This window comes from Mucilaginibacter pedocola (assembly GCF_002013915.1).
Lineage (GTDB): Bacteria > Bacteroidota > Bacteroidia > Sphingobacteriales > Sphingobacteriaceae > Mucilaginibacter > Mucilaginibacter pedocola.
Genome location: NZ_MBTF01000006.1, coordinates 117,065 through 138,056, shown reverse-complemented (window position 1 = coordinate 138,056; position 20,992 = coordinate 117,065). Strand labels below are relative to the sequence as shown.

21 protein-coding genes are annotated in these 20,992 nt (G+C 46.5%); 10 read left to right on the top strand and 11 right to left on the bottom strand.

Annotation, left to right across the window (positions count from 1 at the left end; translation table 11 throughout):
- Window positions 1–20 precede the first annotated feature (20 nt).
- Window positions 21–740 (bottom strand): hypothetical protein, encoded by a 720-nt coding sequence (locus tag BC343_RS09605; protein WP_078347564.1) that lies wholly within the window; start codon window positions 738–740, stop codon window positions 21–23.
- Window positions 741–920: 180 nt separating this feature from the next.
- On the opposite strand from BC343_RS09605, the gene BC343_RS09600 reads away from it, so the two are divergent.
- Genes BC343_RS09600 through BC343_RS09590 form a run of 3 tightly spaced genes read left to right on the top strand, consistent with a single transcriptional unit; the run spans window position 921 to window position 4,004 of the window.
- Window positions 921–1,586, top strand: a complete 666-nt coding sequence (locus BC343_RS09600; protein ID WP_078347563.1) for a 3-keto-disaccharide hydrolase — start codon at window positions 921–923, stop codon at window positions 1,584–1,586.
- A gap of 42 nt (window positions 1,587–1,628) precedes the next feature.
- Window positions 1,629–3,362, top strand: coding sequence for a GMC oxidoreductase (locus tag BC343_RS09595; RefSeq protein WP_078347562.1), 1,734 nt, complete (start codon window positions 1,629–1,631; stop codon window positions 3,360–3,362).
- Between the two features lie 6 nt (window positions 3,363–3,368).
- On the top strand, window positions 3,369–4,004 hold the full coding sequence (locus tag BC343_RS09590; protein WP_078347561.1) for a gluconate 2-dehydrogenase subunit 3 family protein: 636 nt from the start codon (window positions 3,369–3,371) through the stop codon (window positions 4,002–4,004).
- Between the two features lie 190 nt (window positions 4,005–4,194).
- Here BC343_RS09590 and BC343_RS09585 read toward each other — a convergent pair whose 3' ends face one another.
- Both BC343_RS09585 and BC343_RS09580 read right to left on the bottom strand, forming a co-directional pair.
- A complete protein-coding gene (locus BC343_RS09585) occupies window positions 4,195–4,866 on the bottom strand; it encodes a response regulator transcription factor (RefSeq protein ID WP_078347560.1) in 672 nt (223 codons plus the stop codon).
- A 184-nt stretch (window positions 4,867–5,050) separates the two neighbouring features.
- On the bottom strand, window positions 5,051–5,575 hold the full coding sequence (locus BC343_RS09580) for an outer membrane beta-barrel protein (RefSeq protein ID WP_078347559.1): 525 nt from the start codon (window positions 5,573–5,575) through the stop codon (window positions 5,051–5,053).
- A 218-nt stretch (window positions 5,576–5,793) separates the two neighbouring features.
- Between BC343_RS09580 and BC343_RS09575 the strand changes: the two genes are divergently transcribed.
- On the top strand, window positions 5,794–7,608 hold the full coding sequence (locus BC343_RS09575) for a tetratricopeptide repeat-containing sensor histidine kinase (RefSeq protein WP_078347558.1): 1,815 nt from the start codon (window positions 5,794–5,796) through the stop codon (window positions 7,606–7,608).
- 117 nt (window positions 7,609–7,725) lie between these two features.
- On the opposite strand, the gene BC343_RS09570 is transcribed toward BC343_RS09575, so the two are convergent.
- Window positions 7,726–9,057, bottom strand: a complete 1,332-nt coding sequence (locus BC343_RS09570) for a S41 family peptidase (RefSeq protein WP_078347557.1) — start codon at window positions 9,055–9,057, stop codon at window positions 7,726–7,728.
- 98 nt (window positions 9,058–9,155) lie between these two features.
- Between BC343_RS09570 and BC343_RS09565 the strand changes: the two genes are divergently transcribed.
- The gene (locus tag BC343_RS09565; protein ID WP_162276846.1) at window positions 9,156–9,902 is read left to right on the top strand and encodes a YdcF family protein; all 747 of its coding nucleotides are present in this window, start codon (window positions 9,156–9,158) and stop codon (window positions 9,900–9,902) included.
- Between the two features lie 2 nt (window positions 9,903–9,904).
- On the top strand, window positions 9,905–10,882 hold the full coding sequence (locus BC343_RS09560) for a glycoside hydrolase family 43 protein (RefSeq protein ID WP_078347587.1): 978 nt from the start codon (window positions 9,905–9,907) through the stop codon (window positions 10,880–10,882).
- A gap of 71 nt (window positions 10,883–10,953) precedes the next feature.
- Here BC343_RS09560 and BC343_RS09555 read toward each other — a convergent pair whose 3' ends face one another.
- Complete coding sequence (locus BC343_RS09555) at window positions 10,954–12,351, bottom strand: Gfo/Idh/MocA family protein (protein WP_078347555.1); 1,398 nt, start codon at window positions 12,349–12,351, stop codon at window positions 10,954–10,956.
- A gap of 186 nt (window positions 12,352–12,537) precedes the next feature.
- Here BC343_RS09555 and BC343_RS09550 point away from each other — a divergent pair, with 186 nt between their 5' ends.
- Window positions 12,538–14,445: a beta-N-acetylhexosaminidase gene (locus tag BC343_RS09550; protein ID WP_078347554.1), complete on the top strand. Its 1,908-nt coding sequence runs from the start codon at window positions 12,538–12,540 to the stop codon at window positions 14,443–14,445.
- A gap of 241 nt (window positions 14,446–14,686) precedes the next feature.
- Here BC343_RS09550 and BC343_RS09545 read toward each other — a convergent pair whose 3' ends face one another.
- From BC343_RS09545 to BC343_RS09520, 6 genes are all read right to left on the bottom strand, one after another.
- Window positions 14,687–15,118 carry a hypothetical protein gene (locus BC343_RS09545; RefSeq protein WP_078347553.1) on the bottom strand — a complete coding sequence of 144 codons (432 nt, stop codon included), beginning with the start codon at window positions 15,116–15,118 and terminating at the stop codon, window positions 14,687–14,689.
- Window positions 15,119–15,186: 68 nt separating this feature from the next.
- Entirely contained in the window at window positions 15,187–15,564 is a 378-nt protein-coding gene (locus tag BC343_RS09540) for a hypothetical protein (protein WP_078347552.1), read from the bottom strand.
- Between the two features lie 22 nt (window positions 15,565–15,586).
- Window positions 15,587–16,009: a VOC family protein gene (locus BC343_RS09535; RefSeq protein ID WP_078347551.1), complete on the bottom strand. Its 423-nt coding sequence runs from the start codon at window positions 16,007–16,009 to the stop codon at window positions 15,587–15,589.
- Window positions 16,010–16,020: 11 nt separating this feature from the next.
- Window positions 16,021–16,563 (bottom strand): SRPBCC family protein, encoded by a 543-nt coding sequence (locus tag BC343_RS09530; protein WP_078347550.1) that lies wholly within the window; start codon window positions 16,561–16,563, stop codon window positions 16,021–16,023.
- A gap of 42 nt (window positions 16,564–16,605) precedes the next feature.
- Entirely contained in the window at window positions 16,606–17,013 is a 408-nt protein-coding gene (locus tag BC343_RS09525) for a VOC family protein (protein WP_078347549.1), read from the bottom strand.
- 33 nt (window positions 17,014–17,046) lie between these two features.
- Window positions 17,047–17,256 carry a hypothetical protein gene (locus BC343_RS09520; protein WP_078347548.1) on the bottom strand — a complete coding sequence of 70 codons (210 nt, stop codon included), beginning with the start codon at window positions 17,254–17,256 and terminating at the stop codon, window positions 17,047–17,049.
- A gap of 112 nt (window positions 17,257–17,368) precedes the next feature.
- On the opposite strand from BC343_RS09520, the gene BC343_RS09515 reads away from it, so the two are divergent.
- From BC343_RS09515 to BC343_RS09505, 3 genes are all read left to right on the top strand, one after another.
- A complete protein-coding gene (locus BC343_RS09515; protein ID WP_078347547.1) occupies window positions 17,369–18,355 on the top strand; it encodes a GlxA family transcriptional regulator in 987 nt (328 codons plus the stop codon).
- 84 nt (window positions 18,356–18,439) lie between these two features.
- Entirely contained in the window at window positions 18,440–20,266 is a 1,827-nt protein-coding gene (locus BC343_RS09510) for a tetratricopeptide repeat-containing sensor histidine kinase (protein ID WP_078347546.1), read from the top strand.
- An 84-nt stretch (window positions 20,267–20,350) separates the two neighbouring features.
- Window positions 20,351–20,992: a DUF47 domain-containing protein gene (locus tag BC343_RS09505; RefSeq protein WP_078347545.1), complete on the top strand. Its 642-nt coding sequence runs from the start codon at window positions 20,351–20,353 to the stop codon at window positions 20,990–20,992.

Genomic DNA, 20,992 nt, shown 5'->3' with positions numbered 1-20,992 from the left:
ATTACCGCATATTAAGACTATTAATCTTCTGTATCGGTTTCTTTCTTCGCAGCTTCGGCAGTAGTTACATTCACTTTAGTTGCACCTGCACGGGCAGCGGCTACAGCCTTACCTACTTCGGTTAGGCCCTTGCTGTCGTATATTTTCATGGCGGTAACAATATCAATGGCCTGGCGGGTTTGCTCTTCGGGGATGGGCACAAAACTCAGGAAGTTTATCTTCACGCCTTTGCTGGCCAGCAGCTTGTTCACATCATCCAATAGTTTGGTCTCGAAATCCGCCTGCGAAAAATCAACAATGTCTTCGTTGATGAGCAGATCTCGGGCAATTTCTTTAATACGTTTATCAATTACCGAGTTTTCGGCGGTTTCGTAAGCTTTGGCCGAGTTTGCTTCGTTATCACTATCAGAGTTTATCTTGCCCAGGTATTTGGCCTCGCCTATATACTGTATGGCATTGGTTATAGAGTAATCGTAAGTCACTTCAATTTTTGCCATTACCCTGTTTTTAAAAGCCGATTTAAAAACACTCTCGCCCTGCATGGGGTAATCGGGCACGGTTACTTTGTACGAGCACATGCCTATACCCTTTGGCAGTGTTTCGCCGGCTTTTATCAGCTTCCAGGATACACCGCAGTTATCGGTATACAAAGTTTGCACGTTTGATTGTGCCCTGTCGCAAGCCTGCAGCGTAGCGGCTAATATTAAAATTGATGATGCCTTAAGTAATAGTTGTTTCATGTTCGCGTTGTTTAGTGTGTACCAATTGGACTGCATGTTACCTCAACTGTTACGAAATTTTGCTGCTGTAAAAATTTCGTTTGATTTAAGGTTAACAAGGCATCAACCAAAATAAATATTACTTTTACTACCCAAACAAATTAAAAGCCGCCGCTCCCGGCGCTGCTAAAACGAATCAGTATGAGAAAACTATTTTTAAGCGCTTTAGCTTTATCGGCCGTTAGCCTTACCGCCTCGGCACAAAAAGATGTGAAATTATTTGATGGCAAAACTACCACCGGCTGGCATGTGTACAACAAAACCGGCGCAGGCTCATGGTCGGTTGTTGATGGTGCTTTGCAGCTCGACCCAACATCGCACGATGCTGCCGACCTGCTTACCGACGGCGAATACGAAAACTTTGAATTAACTATCGACTGGAAAATTGCCGAAGGAGGCAACAGCGGTATCATCTTCGGCGTACACGAAGACCCTGCTCTGGGCGCTACTTACCTAACCGGCATTGAGATGCAAGTATTGGATAACGTAAAAGCTGAAGACAATAAAAACCCTACGCACCTTGCAGGCAGCTTGTACGATATGAAAGCCGCCCCTGCCACTGCAGCAAAACCTGCCGGCCAGTGGAACAAAGTAAAACTGCGCAAAGAGAACGGGCACCTTACCTTTTGGCTAAACGGCGTTGAAACTGTTAACGTGCAAATGGGCAGCCCCGAATGGAACGAAATGCTGAACAAAAGCAAGTTTAAAGACTGGAAAGATTTTGCCAAATACCCTAAAGGCCACATTGCTTTACAGGGCCACGGCGCTGTAGTGAGCTACAAAAACATCAAAATAAAACAACTTTAAGCTAACCTATACACCCCGCCTTGCGCGGGGTTATTTTTTTCGATGAAAGATATACAGATAAAGAAATCGGGCACAACGTACGATGCTGTAATTGTTGGCTCGGGTGCAGGCGGGGGTATGGCGGCATATGTGCTGGCACATGCGGGCCTTAAAGTATTAATGCTGGAAGCAGGCGCTTATTTCGACCCGCAGACAGATTCGATGCAATTGAAGTGGCCCTGGGAGTCGGCACGGCGCGGCGCCAGCACAACACGCCCCTTCGGTGATTTTGATGCCGCTTTTGGCGGATGGAAGATAGATGGCGAGCCTTACACCACTAAAGATAAAACCGAATTTTGGTGGTTCCGTTCGCGTATGCTGGGCGGGCGCACCAACCACTGGGGGCGTATATCGCTGCGCATGGGCCCGCTCGATTTTCAACCCACCGACGGGCTTACGGACCCATGGCCTATCACTTACGATGATGTAAAACCTTTTTACGATAAGGTTGACCGCCTGATAGGTGTATACGGCACAAAAGAAAATTTAGAGAACGAACCTGATGGTATATTCCTGCCGCCGCCAAAGCCGCGCTTGAACGAACTGTTCATTACTAAAGGCGCTCGCGCTGCAGGCGTAAAGGTTATCCCGGGCCGAGGTTCGGTACTTACCGAAGCTTTGCCGGGCAATAAAGACCGTGGCGCTTGCTTCTTCTGCGGGCAATGCGGGCGTAGTTGTAAAGTTTACGGCGATTTCTCGGCATCATCGTGCCTCGTAATTCCGGCCGTGAAAACCGGCAATCTTAAGGTAATAACCAACGCCATGGTGCGCGAGGTGTTAACTGATAAAGAAGGCAAGGCCACCGGCGTATCTTACGTGAGTAAAGAAGATATGCAGGAATACCAGGTGAATGGTAAAATTGTGATACTGGGTGCCAGCGCAGGCGAATCGGCACGTATACTGCTCAACTCCAAATCATCAGCACACCCCGGCGGTTTGGCCAACAGCAGCGGCGTAGTAGGTAAATACCTGCACGATTCTACCGGCTCCAGCGCGGGCGGTTTCCTTCCGCAATTATTAGACCGTAAGCGTTACAACGAAGACGGCGTAGGCAGCGTACACATTTACTCGCCATGGTGGTTGGATAATAAAAAACTGAACTTCCCGCGCGGCTACCACATCGAATACGGTGGCGGTTTGGGTATGCCTGGTTATGGCTTCGGCTTCGGTATGCATAACATGAACGGCGCTGTGCCTGATAGGGATGGTAAAGTGAAAGAAGCGGGTGGCTACGGTGCATCGCTTAAAGATGATTACCGCCGTTTCTACGGTACGCAGGTAGGCATGGCCGGCCGTGGTACTGCTATTGCCCGTAAAGAGAACTATTGCGAGATAGACCCCAACGTGGTTGATAAATACGGTATACCGGTACTGCGCTTCAACTACACCTGGAACAACGATGAGATAAACCAGGCCAAGCACATGCAGGATACCTTTGAGGAAATATTGCATAACATGGGCGCTATACACGGGCCTAAAAAAGGTGCCGATACCAATTACGGCTTAGAGGCTCCCGGCAAGATCATCCACGAGGTAGGTACCATCCGCATGGGGAACGACCGCACCAAATCGGCCCTGAACAAATATTGCCAGGCACACGATTGCGATAACCTTTTTGTGGTAGATGCCGCACCATTTGTGCAGCAAGGCGATAAAAATGCTACCTGGACCATTTTGGCCCTCAGCATGCGCACCGCAGAATACATTTTGGCTCAACGTAAAAAACTTAACGTATAACGCATCATGAACAGACGCGACTCCTTAAAAGCCCTGGGCATAGGCACTATATCGGCAACGGCCCTGCTTGAGGCTTGTAAAACCCCTGCGGATAAAACCGCCACGCCCGAAACTACCGAAGTAGCTGGCGTTACTCCCGGCCGCCAGCCCGACGAACTGGAACGGGAAAAGAAACTGCTTGCCGATAAGTTTTTTAACGAACACGAGATGGCTACCATAACTGTACTGGTTGATATTATTATCCCGAAGGATGATAAGTCGGGCAGTGCTACGGATGCCAAGGTACCTGAATTTATAGAGTTTATTGTGAAGGATATCCCTGACCATCAGTTGCCGCTTCGTGGCGGGCTGAAATGGTTGGACCTGCAATGCCTTAACCGCTTTGGTAAAACCTTTATAGCAAGTAGCCATGCGCAGCAGATAGAGGTAGTTGATGATATTGCTTACCCGGCAAAAGCCAAACCCGAAATGCAACAGGGTGTAGCTTTTTTCAACCGCATGCGCGATCTAACCGCCACCGGCTTCTTCACTACCAAAATAGGCGTAACCGATTTAGGCTTCGCCGGCAACTCACCCACCAAATGGATGGGCGTGCCTGCGGATGTATTGAAGCAGTACGGATTTGAAGGTTACGAGGTGTAGATTGCTTGCACCTTTAGGTGCAATAGCTTTGTAGCCACATCAATTAAAATAATTTTGCGCCGTAGGTGCAGTCCTCAGCAAGTGCTTGAAGGATTGCACCTACGGCGCAATTTGTTTTATGTAATCGTTTTTCTACATAGCTTTAGCGCCTATGGCGCATTTGTGAAACCGCGTTAATATGCGTAATTCCTTAATTAAACCACTTCTTTTTGATAGCAATTTTTATGGCCGATGCTTTATTAGATACATGTAGTTTCTCATAAATATTGGCAATATGCTTACGCACCGTATGCGGACTGATGAATAAGCGCTCGCCTATTTGGGTATAGTTTAGCCCGTCTACAATGCGGTTGAGTATCTCCAGTTCTCGGGACGATAAGCTGCAATCGTCGGTTGGCTCCATATGCTGCCCGGCAGGTTCGGGAACATTACGCAATAAACCCAATGCCTTGCGGGCTATGCGGGGCGACATAGGCACACCGCCATCATAAACTATCTCTGTTATGGCTTTCACAATATTGGGGATACGCTCATCCTTCAGGAGATAGCCGCTGGCACCCGCTTTAATGGCCTCAAAGAGCTTCTCATCATCGTCAAAAACAGTAAGCATTAAAAAATGTACCTCGGGATAAACTTCTTTGGCTATCATCACAGCTTCTATACCATCCATGCCGGGCATTTCAATATCCATCAACACTACCTGCGGGCGTTCGTCGGCTGGCAGGGCTTTCATACCCTCTAAAAAAGCTTGCCCATCCGCAGCCTGTAGTACAATGCTTATCTCTTGGTACCAGGCAATTTGCGCGCTTAACGATTGCCGCAAAATGCGCTTATCATCAACAATAGCTATTTGAATTGCCATATAGAAATAATTTATTGAATGATGAAAAATATATCTATTTAATTGATACACCCGTTTTGCAATAGTAAAACGGGTGTATTATTGGGCGGCTTACGCCCGGCTACCACCCGTATCGGGCTTGCGGTAACCAATGCACAAAATGCCAATGGTTATCAATGTCCAAACCAGGGTGTTCATGGCTATCTTAGAAGTTAAAGCCCAGCCTGCCGCCAATAAAGCCTGCGCCACTGTAACCTTCGTAACGCACGCTCAGGTCGACACCGCCAAGCTTTAAACCAATACCGGGTGCGTAGGTAAATGACGAACCGCTTGCTGATACTGTACCGCCGCTACCATTGCTTGCATAGGTTTTAGCAATGGTTACGCCGGCCTCGCCAATAGCGTAAAAGTTATCGCTCAGCATATACCGGTAGCCGGCCTTAATTGGGATGTTTACTTGTGTTTTTAGTTTATAACCACCGCCAAGGTCTTTAGGCGCAAAAGCCAAAGCACCCGATGTAATGGTGAAAGCGCTGGATGCATCGAGCCCGATGGTTGCACGGATAGTAGCACCACCGCCAAAACTATAAGCATTGCTTAAGTTACCTACCGGAAGCGCGGCTTCCAACCCAATGCCTAATGAGAATTTCTTGTAATCGTCTTGCGCATAAAGTTTAGAGCTTGTTAATGCAGCCAGCATAACAACGGCCACGGCTAATAATTTTTTCATTGTTGTAAGGATTTGTGTTAGGTGAATAATTGAAAGTTTTAACAGCACTAAGCACGGGGTATTTTTTGCCGGCATCAATACCGCATATGTAGTATAATGGCATACCCTAAAGGCGGTATTTTATCAAGCTATCAACGCATTTACCATCAAGCAGATACAAGTTATCGGGGTTTTAGTGTAGCTTTAGTTCGTACTATAAACCTCAATGCCTTCACACGATGAAACTTATTGCAGCAATTGCCCTCATTTGCCTGCCTTTAACGGCGGTATGCCAGCCCAAACCCGGCGCAGATACACTGGCACTTGATAGCCGGAAATACGCAAAACCCGAAGCAGTAAAAGCGCTAATCGATAGCGTTTTCGACCATAAGGAGGCCGACCCGGCAAAGTCTATGCTGTTAATAACGTATGCTTATAATCGTGCGAAAGAGTTGAAGAACCTTAGGCTGCAGGGCTCGGCACTAAACGTTAGCGCTGCTATCTATGCAGATGAGGGGCAGTTTCAGAAAGCGCTTGGCGGGCATTACGATGCACTGAAACTTTTCGAAAAAGCCGGCGACCATTACGGCACCGCCATGGTGCTGAACAACATTGGGCGCGTATACAATTCCCTTGGCAAAAGCAAGGATGGCTTAACCTACCTCAAAAAAGCCGAAGACATGGCCGTTGCCAATAAACTGGATAAAGTACTGGCCTATGTGTATGCTAACTACTCGTTGGCTTACACGCAAACCGGGGAGTTAAAACCCGCGCTGGCTTACGCGTTGAAGGTTGACAGCATTGACAAAAAACTGGGCCTAAAACTAAACCGGGCACGCAATGCCAACACCATTGGTGCTATTTACTATTACCTCGCCGATTACGATAATGCCTACAAATATTATGAAATGGGCCGCCTGCTTGCCATCGAGGCCAACGACCCTATCACCGTAAACCAGGCACTGATAAACATTGGCGAATACTACGAGGTGAAAAAACAGGACCCGCTGCCTTATTACCTAAAGGCGCTGGCTTATTTCGAACAGATAAAAAATGCCTTCTTTGTAAACTACGTGGCCAACAATATCTCCAATTACTACAAGGGCAAAGGCAATTATCAGCAGGCATTATTGTATTACCAAAAGGCGGTAAAAGCGGGTGAAGAAAACCAAGGGCTACAAGCAAAAAAAGCGCAGGCACTCATACAAACCCAATACGAAACCGAAAAGAAAGAGCAGCAAATAGCGCTGCTTAATAAAGAGAACACCATCCAAAAACTATCTATAGCGGGCCGTAATAAAACCATCGGTATTATTGCGGGCTTGTTTCTGCTATCGGCCATAGTGGCGGGTTTGTTTTACAACCGCAGGCAACTGAAACAAAAAGCACTGATGCAGGAGCAGATGCTTAAACAACAAGACATACTGGCCAAAGCGGTAATAGAAGCCGAGGAGAACGAACGTAAACGCATTGCCGGCGACCTGCACGATGGCGTGGGGCAGCTATTTTCGGCCGTAAAGATGAACCTCGGCGGGCTGTTCGACCGCATTACCATGGACCGCGCAGAAGACCGCTTTTTAGCCGAAAACACGTTAGCGCTGGTTGACGAGAGCTGCAAAGAGGTACGCGAGATTTCGCACCAAATGATGCCCAATATGGTGCTGCGCTCGGGTATTGCTGCCGACCTGCAAAGCTTTATCGACAAGATAGATTCGGGCACCTTGAAGATGACACTGGAAACATCGGGTTTTAAAAACCGTATGGAAAGCAATGTAGAGAACATGCTTTACCGTATTATACAGGAAAGCATCAACAATGTTATCAAACACGCCAAAGCCACTAAATTGCACATCAACCTTATACGAACCGCCGAAGGTATTGAGGCAAGCATAAGGGATAACGGCGTAGGTTTTGATTCCAATAAAGCCGAAACATTTTCAGGCATCGGGCTAAAAAACACCCAAACGCGCATAGCCTATTTAAAGGGGAGCATTAAGTACCACTCGGCACCAGGCAAAGGAACTACAATTGATATTTATGTACCTGTAGATTAAAATTAGATTTGACAACTTTTTGAAAGTTGTCAAATCTGTTTCGGCCCGCAAACAGCCCCAAACAACAAAGCCCGGGTGCATGCAAACACCACGGGCCTATCATCACTCACCTGTTTTTCACTCCACTATTTTTACCGAATCGGTATTGGGGCCGTTGCTTTCGGTTTGGATGTTGGCGGGGTCGGTTATCCATTGCCCGTCAACAATAAATTTATAGCGTATTTTGCCGGGCTCGCTTTCGGCTAAGCCCATCCATTTATCGCCTTTACGTTGTAGCCTGGCAGCGCTATTGCTCCAATCGTTAAAGGTGCCTGCAACATATACTTCTTTGGCGTTGTCGTAGCCCTTCAGTTCAAACGCTACTTGTTTTATCTGCGGCTTATTGTTATCCAGCTCTTTTACCCATTCAGTTAGGGCATCTTTCCAAATTTGCTCTTTGGTAGTTGCAATGGTAGCTCGCATAGCCAGTTTCTGTGCTTTATACAGCGCCAGTTTGGTGTTTATCAGCGTATCGGGTTGCACACCCACATGCTCCCAGTTGGTTTTGCTGATGGGGTTTATAGCCTGCCCCACGGGCACAAATATCCTGAAGTGGTTGGTCACCCTGATATCGCCGCCCGGGTTAGCGCCGCCCCCCGTCGGCTGGCCTATCAGCATAGCACGTTTCAGGTTTTGCAGGTCGTAGGCCAGTTCCTCCGCACCGGAAAATGTGTTTTTGCTGATGAGTACATATATCGGTTTGTTCAGGTACTTTTTGCCAGGGACGTAAGAGTAGGTGTACGATTGCACCAGCTTGTTATTCTTGCGGTATTGTATATCATTCAAATGCACCGGCGACTCAAAAAAATAGCTGCAAATAAAAGGTATAGCATCGGGCGACATACTGCCGCCGCAGTTGCGCAGGTCGATGATGAGTGCATTGGTATGGGCCACGTAAGCCATCATGGCGGCATACTTTTCGCCGGCCAGTTCGGGCGTTACAAATACGCCAATATCCAGGTAGCCGATGTTGCCCTTCAGCACATCAATTTTGTTGATGCCGTAGTTGGTATGCATCAGCATATTGTTTAAGCCTTCGCGTTCTTCGTCGGGAATGCTCATCAGTTCGCGTTCTTTCTCTACAGGCAGTTCGTCTTCAAAGAACATGGCGCGCAGGTGCTTGTCATTTCCGGCAGCCTGCAAATCGGCAGTTAAAACGGCCGCAAACTGGTTACCATCGGTAATTTTCGTATACGCTTTTTTGCTTTGCTGCTTACGCAAATGTGTCTCAATCTTTTTAGCCACATCGGCAAAAACGTAGCGGTTATTTATGGTGGTAATAATACTATCAATGGTTTCGGCCTTTTGCTTTTCGGTAAGTTGTAAAGCCTTATTAACGGGGGCCTGCTGTGCAAAAGCTGCCGCCGCTTGCGCTAATAAAAACAGGGTGGCAAATATATGGCGTGTCATAATTGTAGGTTTTTGATGGGTCTGACGCGCAGAATAAATGGATGGTTACATGGCTAATAAATAAAAATGAATTAATTTGTACCGCCATAATAAAGCCCATGTATTTTATACTCTCCAAAGTACTTTACATTCTTATCCTGCCATTTTTGTGGATATTTGGTATGCTGGTGTATGCCATTTTCACCAAAAAACCGAAGAGGGCCCGCAAGTTGTTGATTACTTCTGTGATAATCTTGTATTTCTTTGGCAATCCTATCCCCATGCGGCTGTATTCAAACATGTGGGATATTAAGGCTTACAATCCGGGCAATAACAAATTCAGCAGTATTATTTTACTGGGTGGTTTTGTATCCGAAGATGCTACCGGGCACGGCTTTTTTAATAACGCTGCCGACCGCTATACCGAAGCTGTTAAACTATTGCAGAACGGCACAGCATCGCACCTGTTGGTTACCGGCGGCAACGGAAACTTAAACCCCAGCGGCTTTCGCGAGGGCACATTTGTACAGGGCGAATTACGTAAACTCGGTATACCCGATAGTGCTGTGCTGATAGAGAGCAACGCCCGCAACACTTTCGAAAACGCAGCATTCTCTAAAGCCATCCTGCAAAAAACAACTTTAAAGCCGCCTTACCTGCTGGTAACATCGGCCTTCCATATGAGGCGTTCGCTGCTGATATTTAAAAAGGCGGGCATACCCGTTGTGGCTTACCCTTGCGATTATTATAAAACCAACCGGGGCGCTATTTCCTTTTGGGACCTATTGCCCGATACTGTAGTTTACGGCACCTGGAATACTTATATTAAAGAGTTAATTGGCTACATTGTAGCCCTATTGAAATGATTATGAAACGACTGCTTATACTATCTATCCTTGCTGCATTTTGCCTGCCAAACGCACAAGCGCAAACTAAAAAAACATCCGGCAACCCCATATTCCCTGGTTGGTATGCCGACCCTGAGGCCACCATTTTCGGTAAAGAATACTGGGTTTACCCCACATTTTCCGACAAATATGAGAAACAGGTGCACTTCGATGCCTTCTCGTCGAAAGACCTGGTTACCTGGACCAAGCACGCTAACGTGCTCGATTCTTCCAACGTAAAATGGGCAAAAATGGCTATGTGGGCACCAGCCATTGTGCACAAAGGGAATAAATATTACTTCTTCTTTGGTGCCAACGATATCCAAAACAACGAAACCGTAGGCGGTATTGGCGTAGCCGTTGCCGACAAACCCGAAGGCCCATTCAAGGACCTGTTAGGCAAACCGCTTATCGATAAGATCATCAACGGCGCACAACCTATCGACCAATTTGTGTTTCACGATAAGGATGGCCAGTACTACATTATTTACGGTGGTTGGGGCCATTGCAACATAGCCAAGCTGAAAGATGATTTTACAGGTTTAGTACCATTTGAAGATGGCACTACCTATCGCTCTATCACACCCGAAGGCTATGTAGAAGGCCCGCTGATGTTCATCCGCAAGGGCAAATATTACTTTATGTGGTCGGAAGGGGGCTGGACAGGCCCCGATTACCGTGTAGCATATGCTATGGCCGATAATATTAACGGACCGTTTAAACGCATTGCCACCGTTTTAAAGCAAGACCCTGCCGTAGCAAGAGGAGCGGGCCACCATTCGGTGATCAACATACCGGGTACCGATGAGTATTACATTATATACCACCGCCGCCCGCTTACCGAAACCGATGGCAACCACCGCGAAACCTGTATAGAGAAAATGGTGTTTGATGCTGATGGGCTTATTCAGCCGGTAAAAATTACCAATGAAGGTGTAGCCGCCAGAAAGATCAAATAATACAACACGCTATATAATAAGAACGGCCGCGAGTTTGTACTCACGGCCGTTCTTGTTTAATAATGTCAGGCTTAAACTATTATTTTCATATTGTGGGCATCCCAGCGCACAACTTTGTTTTCAAAATAACTATCGTTACAGGCTAATGCGGGTGCTGCAGCCCTAAAACCAAACACGGCATCCTCTACCACCTTGGTACCGTTCCTCATCGAATCGAAGAAGTTGGCGAAGTGGTCATTTGAGGCATTATAATCATCCGGTGCCTTATAAACCACATCCGGAAATTTCTGGCGATTACGTTTGTCTTCTTTCCAGCGTTTGTTATAATCATCCAGCAAGGCTTTCTGCTGCGCTTCGGTGTAAGTGAATAACGAATCCCAGCCACCAATGCCCGGCGCTTCGGGTAATTTATTTTTGCGGATGGTGAAGCCTTCGCCCTCGCCGCCAAGGTCTATCACACCTTCCGAGCCTACTATCTTAGTAGTACTGCTACCGCCGTCGCCGCTAACAAAATTCACACGCAGCGTTACCTGGAAGGCAGGGTGCTCTTTTGTGTCGCCGTAATGCACAACGGCACTCATCACATCGGGTACATTACGGCCATCTTTCCAGTAGGATAGGTCGCCTATCGAATATATTTTTTCAGGCCCTTTAGAGCCGGTTATTAAATGTATGCCGCTAAGCAGGTGAACGAAAAGGTCGCCTGCCACGCCGGTGCCGTATTCCCGGTAGTTCCTCCAGCGGAAAAAGCGCTTAGGGTCGTAATCTACCTTCTCTTTAGCGTTCGATTGAAAGCGCGCCCAGTTAACCGTTTGTACCGATTGATCTAACGGGATGGTATATTGCCAGGCGCCCAAAGCATCCTGCCGGTTAAATGATGCCTCGATGGAGTTTATCTTGCCGATAGCACCCGCCTCGTACATTTCCTTGGCCTTACGGTAAGCAATACTGCTCACGCGTTGGCTCCCCACCTGGAAAACCATCTTGGTTTCTTTTTGCGCCTGTATTTCGGCAAGCCCCTGGCTTATTTGGTGCACCATGGGCTTCTCGCTATAAACAGCCTTCCCGGCGCGCATAGCATCTATCGATATCTGACTGTGCCAGTTATCGCTGGTGGCCACTATAATGGCATCAATATCTTTACGGAGAATCAAATCACGATAATCATCGGTGGTAAACAAACTTGCACCATATACTTCTTTAGCACGGGCAAGCCTGCCTTTATATAAGTCGGCAACGCCAACCAGCTCAACTCCGGGTGAGGTTAGCGCCGCATTGGTATCGTTAAAACCCATAATACCCATACCAACGGTAGCAATGCGTATTTTATCGTTTGGCGTAATGCGTTTTTGGGCGCGTAACAGCCTTATTTCATTTTCTTCGCGGGCGGCAAAACTATTGAGCGATGCCGAGGTTAACAAAACGGATGTGCCCAAGTGCTTGAGGAATTTTCTGCGATCAGTTGACATGGTTATTAATTAAGCTTAAAAATTGGTTGATAAAAATTGCAGGCGCAATTGTGAGATATACGGGCAAGGTAATAAAAAATCATCCTAAAATACTGTAACCGTTGGTTGTAAAAAAACTTATTAATTTTATTTAAAAAGTTATAACTTGCCTGCTGTTACCCCTTATAAACCATCAATTTGTTATCCATGAAAAAATTATCGCTCCTGGTATTGTCCTGCCTTGTTGGCTCGTTGGGCTTTGCGCAACAAACATCGCCGGGTATTTCCATCATTCCCGAACCGGTGAAGATCACCAAACACACGGGGCAGTTTATATTGCCAAATGTGGTAGTAGTGCAAAGCAGTTCCTCGCCGGAAATGACTTCCATCCTCGACCTGCTGAAGAAAAAATTTTCTACCGCGGCAGGCAAAGCCATTACCGTGAAAGCCCATGCACCAACCGCCACTATTAAATTGGAGCTGAACAAAACAGCGGATGCTAAACTGGGTAAAGAAGGGTACTTCCTTTCGGTGAAACAACACGGTATTACCATAAGTGCCAACCAGCCTGCGGGCTTATACTGGGGAGCACAAACGCTAATGCAATTATTGCCAAAGGAAATTGAAGGGTTGGAGGTAGCCAAAAACGTATTGTGGGCAGCTCCGGTTGTTGATATTTACGATTACCCACGCTTTGAGTGGCGCGGGCTGATGTTCGATGTATCGCGCCACTTCTTCACCAAAACCGAAGTAAAGCGTTTTATTGATGATATGGTTAAATACAAATTTAACCTGTTGCACATGCACCTTACCGATGATGAGGGCTGGCGCATCGAGATAAAAAGCTTGCCGCGCTTAACTACCGTTGGCGCATACAACGTAAAACGTGAAGGTGCCTTCGGCGATTTTATCCCGCCGAAACCGGATGAGCCACGTACCTACGGCGGTTTTTATACCCAAGATGATATACGCGAACTGGTGAAATACGCTAAAGACCGCTTTGTTGATATTTTGCCTGAGATAGATGTACCGGGTCATAGCCTTGCAGCTGTTGCCGCTTACCCGCAACTATCGGCCACGCCAGGTGCAGATCAATACAAAGTGCGGTCGGGCGAGAAGATAATGGATTGGAGCAAACCCGGCCACCCAGCTTTGGTGGATAACACCCTGAACCCTGCCAGCGAATACACTTACGACTTTTTGGATAAAGTGGTGGGCGAACTGGCTCAGCTATTCCCATTCGGCTATATACACATGGGTGGCGACGAGTGCGCCAAAAACTTCTGGGAGCAAAGCGACCAGGTGAAAGCGCTGATGGCTAAAGAAAATTTGAAAACCCAGGAAGAGGTACAAAGCTATTTTGAAAAGCGCCTGGAGAAAATTGTAGAGAGCAAAGGCAAAAAATTTATGGGTTGGGATGAGATACTGGAAGGCGGTATTGGCCCTAACGCTGCAGTGATGAGCTGGCGCGGCATAAAAGGCGGCATAGAAGCTGCCAAACTTGGCCACGAAGTAGTAATGAGCCCAACCACTTATGTATACCTTGATTATATGCAGAGCGATAAAATAACCGAGCCACCGGTATACGCCACCCTGCGCCTCAGCAAAACTTACGAGTTTGAACCGGTACCAGATAGCGTTGATGCCAAACTGATAAAAGGCGGGCAGGCCAACCTTTGGACCGAGCAGGTTTATAACTTCCGCCAGGTGGAGTATATGATATGGCCACGTGCGTTGGCAGTTTCGGAGTCGGTATGGTCGCCTAAGCGTCCTAAGAATTTTTCGGTTTTCTTCCCTAAGGTAGAGAAACAGTTCGAGCGCTTTAATCAATCGGAAACCAAATTTTCGCCCAGCGTTTACGACCCAAGCTTTAAACCCGTACGTAACCCTGATGGTACTTTGGGTGTTGTGCTTACCCCCGAAATACCGGGGCTGGATATTTACTACAGCTTTGATAACTCACAACCCGACAGATTTTATCCTAAATACACCAGCACGCTTACCGTGCCTATTGATGCTACGCAGCTAAAAGTAGTTACTTACAAAGGCAAACAGCAGGTAGGGCGCTTTTTAATAATGCCGATAGATGAGCTGAAGAAAAGGTTAGGGAAATAGTTGGCAGTTTGCGGTGGGCAGTTAGCAGTTTTGAATAGCGCGACTGTAACTTAACCGCAAAGAACGCAGAGAAAAAACGCAAAGGGCGCAGAGTTTTAAAACTTGCGCCCTTTGTATTATAATATTAAGAAAGCTTGATTCTTAACAGTCTCGCGTGTACCTCTCTTTATCTTTTAGTGCCTAACAAAGGCTTTGCGCTTCTTTGCAAAAACTCTGCGCACTTTGCGGTTAAATAAACATTCTAATAGTTTTCCTTCATACGTGAAAAAGGAAAACCGTTACAGCCAGTCTTGGGATGCTTACGGTCGGCTTTGGCCATGCTTTCGGCAATTACATCGGTTTTGGCATCGTAGGCGGTTAAGCAATAGCCCCATTTCCATGGCGACATGTTCTTAAACTCCATAAAATCTATTCGGGTATATAGTCCGCCTTCGCCGGGATTGCCATCGTTATTGCGGGCAACCAGGTATTGCTCCTGCAGGTTCCATTTAATGATACGGTATTTGCTTTTAGGAAGCTGGAACCAAAGGGTATCGTTAATCTCGTACTTAATGCCGTAATCGTCCTTAAACTTTCCCTTCATAAACTCGGGGATGGTATCGTTACGATGCGTAGGTTTACCGGTAACCGAAACCACCGACAGGAAAAAGACGAACAGCAATAGTTTTTTCATGCTGTAAAGATAGGGCTAAAAAAGCTTTGACAACTTTTAAAAAGTTGTCAAAGCTCTAATCCTGCAAACTACCTCACCGCAAACAGCGGCGCGTAGTTTTTGCGGTAGTACCAGGCCAAAAACAAATTAAGCACTAACAGTAACACGCCACCGCCAATGGTTTCGGGCGCAGCAAAAAAGTGGAACAACACGATATTGATGGTGATAGGGAATATTACCACCGTAACCAGCGGTACAAATAAACCGGCTACCAGCAATAAGCCGCATATCAGTTCTATACTTTTTACAATAGTAAGGATGTGCGCTACAGCTATACCCTTATTGTAAGTAATAACAGCATCGGGCATAGTGGCCGGGGCCTTCATTAAGTCGAAAAAGTAAGCTATAGAGGCCCAAAGGAGGAATAAGCCCATCAGCGTACGTACAACAATCATTGCGATTTTCATAATATTCAGGTTTAAAGTGTTATCATTCTTTTATCTCGAAGTTCACCATCCACTGCACGCCAAACTTATCGGTGCACTGGCCGTAGTAAGCACCCCAAAACATTTTCTCTAAGGGTTGTTGTACAGTACCACCTGCCGATATCCCGGCAAATATCTTCTCTGTCTCTTCCATACTTTCGGGCGATACCGATGGCGAAAAATTGGTGCCGAATGTTAGCGCAGGGCCAAAGCCTTCCAACGCATCAGTACCCATCAGGGTGATATTACCAAGCGGCAGGGCAATGTGCATCATTTTCTCTTTATCCTCATCGCTCATCTGATCGCCGTGCGGAGTATCCTTAAAACGTTGCACCATTACAAACTCACCGCCAAATACCTCTTTGTAAAAGTTGAAGGCCTCCTCGGTGTTGCCTGTGAAATTCAAATACACGTTAAATGTTGCCATGTTTTTAGTTTTTATGGTTGTTTCTCTAATATCGTTTTCAGATTGTTCAGGCTTATTTCCAAATCCTTGCCAAGCATTTCGCCCATATCCATAAACATCATCACCGCGTTTGCCGGGTAAGGCATTTTGCTGGCAAAACCCCATTTCACTATAGTGCCGTTATCAATGGTTGGGATGGTTTCCATGTATGAGTCGGACACCGCCTTCATTGGGCGGATGAAGGTTATCTGCACGTCCACCCGGTTTCCATTATCTATCTTTTTTATCACCTGCTCGCCCTGGCCTGCTTTGTTGTCGCTGTCCCAGGCGTAGGCAAAACCTTCGGTACCGTCTTCGCCCCGGTAATCTTTACGCATTTGCGGATCAACCATAACCCACTTGTTGTACTTATCCATGTTTTTGAGATAACGCACATAGCCAAATACCTGCGATACAGGTTTGTTAATGGTTACCTGGCGTTCAACAGAATATTCGCTTTTGGTGAAGGCGGCGGCTAAAAGCAGCAATACTACCAATGCTGCTACAATGGCAAGGATAATGAATACAACGTGCATAATTGTGAGGGTTTTAATTGAATAATTATCGGTTGAAGATAATTATTTTTCGGCCGAAAAAACACCCCATGCCACGCCAAACTTATCGGTCACATTCCCCATGCTCCCGGCATAAAACTGCATAACAGGGTGGGTTACATTGCCGCCTTCGCTTAGCTTACCAAACAAGCGTTCAAGCTCAGCTTTGGTATCGCACACAAGGGTTAACACTATCGAACCCGCCGAGAAAACTTTGTTTGGGCCGGGCAAATCAGTGGCCAGCAGGGTGAAATCGCCGCCGGTGAGGTCGGCATGCAGTATACTATTTTGGTGTTCCGCCGGGAACATATCTTTCATTGGCGATTCGCCCACTACTGTCAGCGAAAGTTCGCCACCGAAGCATTCCTGGTAAAAGGTCATGGCCTCGCGGCAGGTGTTGTTAAAATTGATGTAGGCATTAATTTTAGGCATGGCTTTATAAATTGGTTAAATAAATATATGTTTTTATATAAGCACTTCGCAGTGGTGCCCGTTTAGTTTCAGTAATTCTATCACCCGCCAGGGGCAAAACTCGGCACCCTCTATGCGCAGCACTTTATCGCAGTCTTCCAGTTCGAAGTTTACGCGCCGCAGGTTAAATGTTGTGGTTATAATGCCTATCAGCTTTGCCGACTGGCCCGCATCGCATACGTTGGTTTTAAAAACTTCTATCATACCGTTTGGGCTTGGTATTACAAAGTTGCGGCGCTCGAAGCGAAAGCCAAGGGTGTAATTACGACAATGTAAGGGGTTGATTGCGACGGTTGTTAGGCTTAATTTTGGTAGCATGAAACATATATCGGTACTGATACCCCAGGGGAATGCCAGCCTCAGCAACATAGAGGCCACGTACAAAATGTTTACCGAGGTAAACAACGCCTTTATGCGCATGAATAAGGCGCCTTTGTTTAAGGTGCAGCTGGTAGGGCTTAATAAAGAGGCCACACTGGGCAACGGCTTATTCGTTATAAAACCCGAACTAACCATTAGCGAGGTATCTAAAACCGACCTCATCATCATCCCCGCCGTGCATGGCGATATGGGCAAAGTGGTAGAAGACAACAGCGATACTATCCCCTGGATAATAAAACAATACAAAGGCGGGGCAGAAGTGGTATCACTTTGCATCGGCGCATTCATACTGGCATCTACCGGTTTACTCAAAGGCAAAAGCTGCACCACACACTGGCTGGCCGCGGCAGAGTTCAGGCAGATGTACCCTGATGTAAACCTGATGCCTTACAAAATAATAACCGACGAAGGCGGTATTTACACCAGCGGCGGCGCATATTCTTCGCTCAACCTGCTGCTTTATTTGGTAGAGAAATTCTCGGGGCGCGATATGGCCATCAAGTCTTCTAAAATGTTCGAGATAGATATTGAGAGGAACAGCCAGTCGCTGTTCATCATTTTCCACGGGCAGAAGAACCACGAGGACGAAGCCATTAAAAAAGCGCAGGATTATATAGAGCAAAACTATGCCGAAAAAATAACGGTAGACCAATTGGCCAGCAACCTGGCCATGAGCCGCCGCCATTTGGAACGCCGCTTTAAAAAGGCAACATCTAACACGGTGGTAGAATATATGCAGCGCGTACGCATAGAGGCCGCCAAAATGAGCCTGGAAACCCTGCGCGAAAATGTGAACGAGGTAATGTACAACGTAGGCTATACCGATACCAAGGCCTTCCGCGAAACCTTCAAAAAAATAACCGGCGTATCGCCTGTAGAATACCGCAATAAATACAATAAGGATATGGCGGGGCTGAGGTAGGCTGCTACACACTTAAAGAATATTATTAATTTGAGTTTGGTATAATTTAGCCGTATTATTATGCTGAATTATATCCCTTAATTGATGATGAAGCCTGTATTTATGCGTACCCTTAAGCCGGTATTATTTTGCGCGGCTTTATGCTTATTGCCTTTTATTAACATTGCCCAAAGCCCCGCACCGGCGAAAACGCTGCCCCAGGTACTACAGGAATTAAAAACACATCCTGATGATCTTGCCCTGAAAATGGATGCCGCGAAGGCTTACCTAAAAAAAGGTAGTGCCGATACTGCCGAGGTTTTCCTGAACGAAATAATACAGGCTGCCGGGCCTGCCAAAAATGCCAAAGCTTTTATACAAGCCAATATTGCCCTTGGCCGCATGTATGCGGATAAGGGAGAGAATGTAAAATCGCTGGAGATATACCAGCGCGCGCTCAAAAAGGCAGATGAGGTGGGCGACAAAAGCTCTACCGCCCATGTTTATAAAGGTATTGGCGCGCTATACATCAGCTGGAAGAAATTCGACGATGCCCTTGCCTATTACGAACGCGGCGAAAAACTGGCCCGCGAAATTGGCGAAGACGAACTGGTTGCCGATTGCCAAAACAATAAGGGCACCGTTTACGAGCAGCAACTGAAGTACGACAAGGCGCTGCTGGCCTACAAAAACGCGCTTGATGTTTATACCCAAAAAAACATCCCTGCTAAAATATCAATGGCACTTAGCAATGTGGCCATTATTTATAAAGCACAAAAAAACTATACAGCGGCCGTTGAATACAATTTTAAGGCGATAGACCTATCCGCCAAAACCGGCGACGAGTGGATGATGGCCGCAACCTACAACAACATTGGCGACCTGTACAGCAAAATGGGCAACCATCCGCAGGCTTTGGTTTACCTCGAAAAAAGCCTCGCACTTGCCAAAAAAATTGATGCTATTGAAATTGAGGAAGCTGCTTATGAATCATTCGCTGATGCTTATGAGCGCACGGGCGACTACAACAATGCCCTGAAGTACAACAAGCTGTTTATGGGAGCCAAGGATAAATTTATTAACCTGGATAATACCCGCCAACTATCGGAACTAAACGTAAAATTTGAGACGGAGCGGAAGCAAAAGCTGATACAGCAACAACAGTTTGAGATAAGCAGGAAAAATTATTGGCTGTTCGGGTCGATAGCTTTATCCATATTAGGGGCTGCGCTGGCTTACTTTATCATCCGCAAAAACAAATACAAGCAGGAGAAACAATTACAAGCCGAAGTATTTAAGCAACAGGAAATAGCCAATAAGTCGCTTTTCGAAGGCGAGCAGAAAGAACGCATCCGTATAGCGCGCGACCTGCACGATAGTATTGGGCAAATGCTATCGGTTATAAAAATGAATATATCGGTACTGCAGCCCGAGGAGGGGGAAGCCCCGGCGGTTGATAATGCCCTTAATTTGGTTGATAAAACCATACAGGAGGTTAGGCATATATCGCACAACCTGATACCCGAAGGTTTAAACCTTGGGTTGTTTGCTGCGCTGGAAGATCTGTGCATGAAGATAAACTCGGCAGGCGGTACCGAGGTGATGCTGAACGTACCCGAAGATATACGCCAATACCAGTTTGCAAAACCCAACGAACTTTCTATTTACCGCATTGTGCAGGAGGTAGTGAATAATATGATTAAACACGCCCAGGCCACACATATCGATATTAATATTGTTCAACAAGAAAAGAATCTTACTTTAAGCATCCGGGATAACGGCAAAGGCTTTGATACCAGCAAAATTGATGAATCGAAGGGGATAGGCTGGAAAAACATTGCTGCCCGCGTAAACCTGCTTGATGGTAAGATGGAGGTGCAAAGCGAACAATTAAAGGGCACCCAAATAGAGATATTTATACCGGGAGTGTAAATTCAACTCTCTTTGTTTACATATAGCCAAATTTTAACACTGCCTTAATATTGGTTTTAGTACGTTTGCATAAACATTTGTTGAATGGCATCTACACTACTAAAGTTTTTTACTCCTAAGGACCGTACCTTTTTTGACCTGTTCGACCAGTCGTGCGAAATAAACGCGCAAATGGCACAATTGCTATGTAAGCTGGTGAGCGGTAATTCTACCGATGCCAATATAGAGCTTAACCAAATAAGCCGCCTTAAACAAACCGGCAACGAAGTAAAACACAAAGTATACCTTGCCTCGGCAAAAGCCTTTGTATCGCCCTTCGCACGTAGCGATATGTATGAGTTGGCTTCATCTATCAACAACATTTGCGATTATCTGCACATCTCGTCGCGCCGTTATAGCCTGCTGCAATCAGAGCCGGGCAACCCTGCTATTCAGGAATTGGCAGGTATTATCATAGAAAGCTGCAAGGCCATACAATCGGCCGTATCGGGTTTAGCCAACTTAAGCACTGCTGATGCTATAAAAGAGAACTGTACTAAGGTAAGGCTGCTGGAAAACCAGGCGGATCTGGTATCGGCTACCGCTATTGGCGCCGTAATGCAAAGCGAGCAAAATTCGGTCCAGTTGCTTAAGTATACCGAAATACTATCGGCGCTGGAGCGCACTACCGATAAATGTGAGCATGCTGCTGTGGTTATCGAGAGTATCATCATCAAAAACCAATAG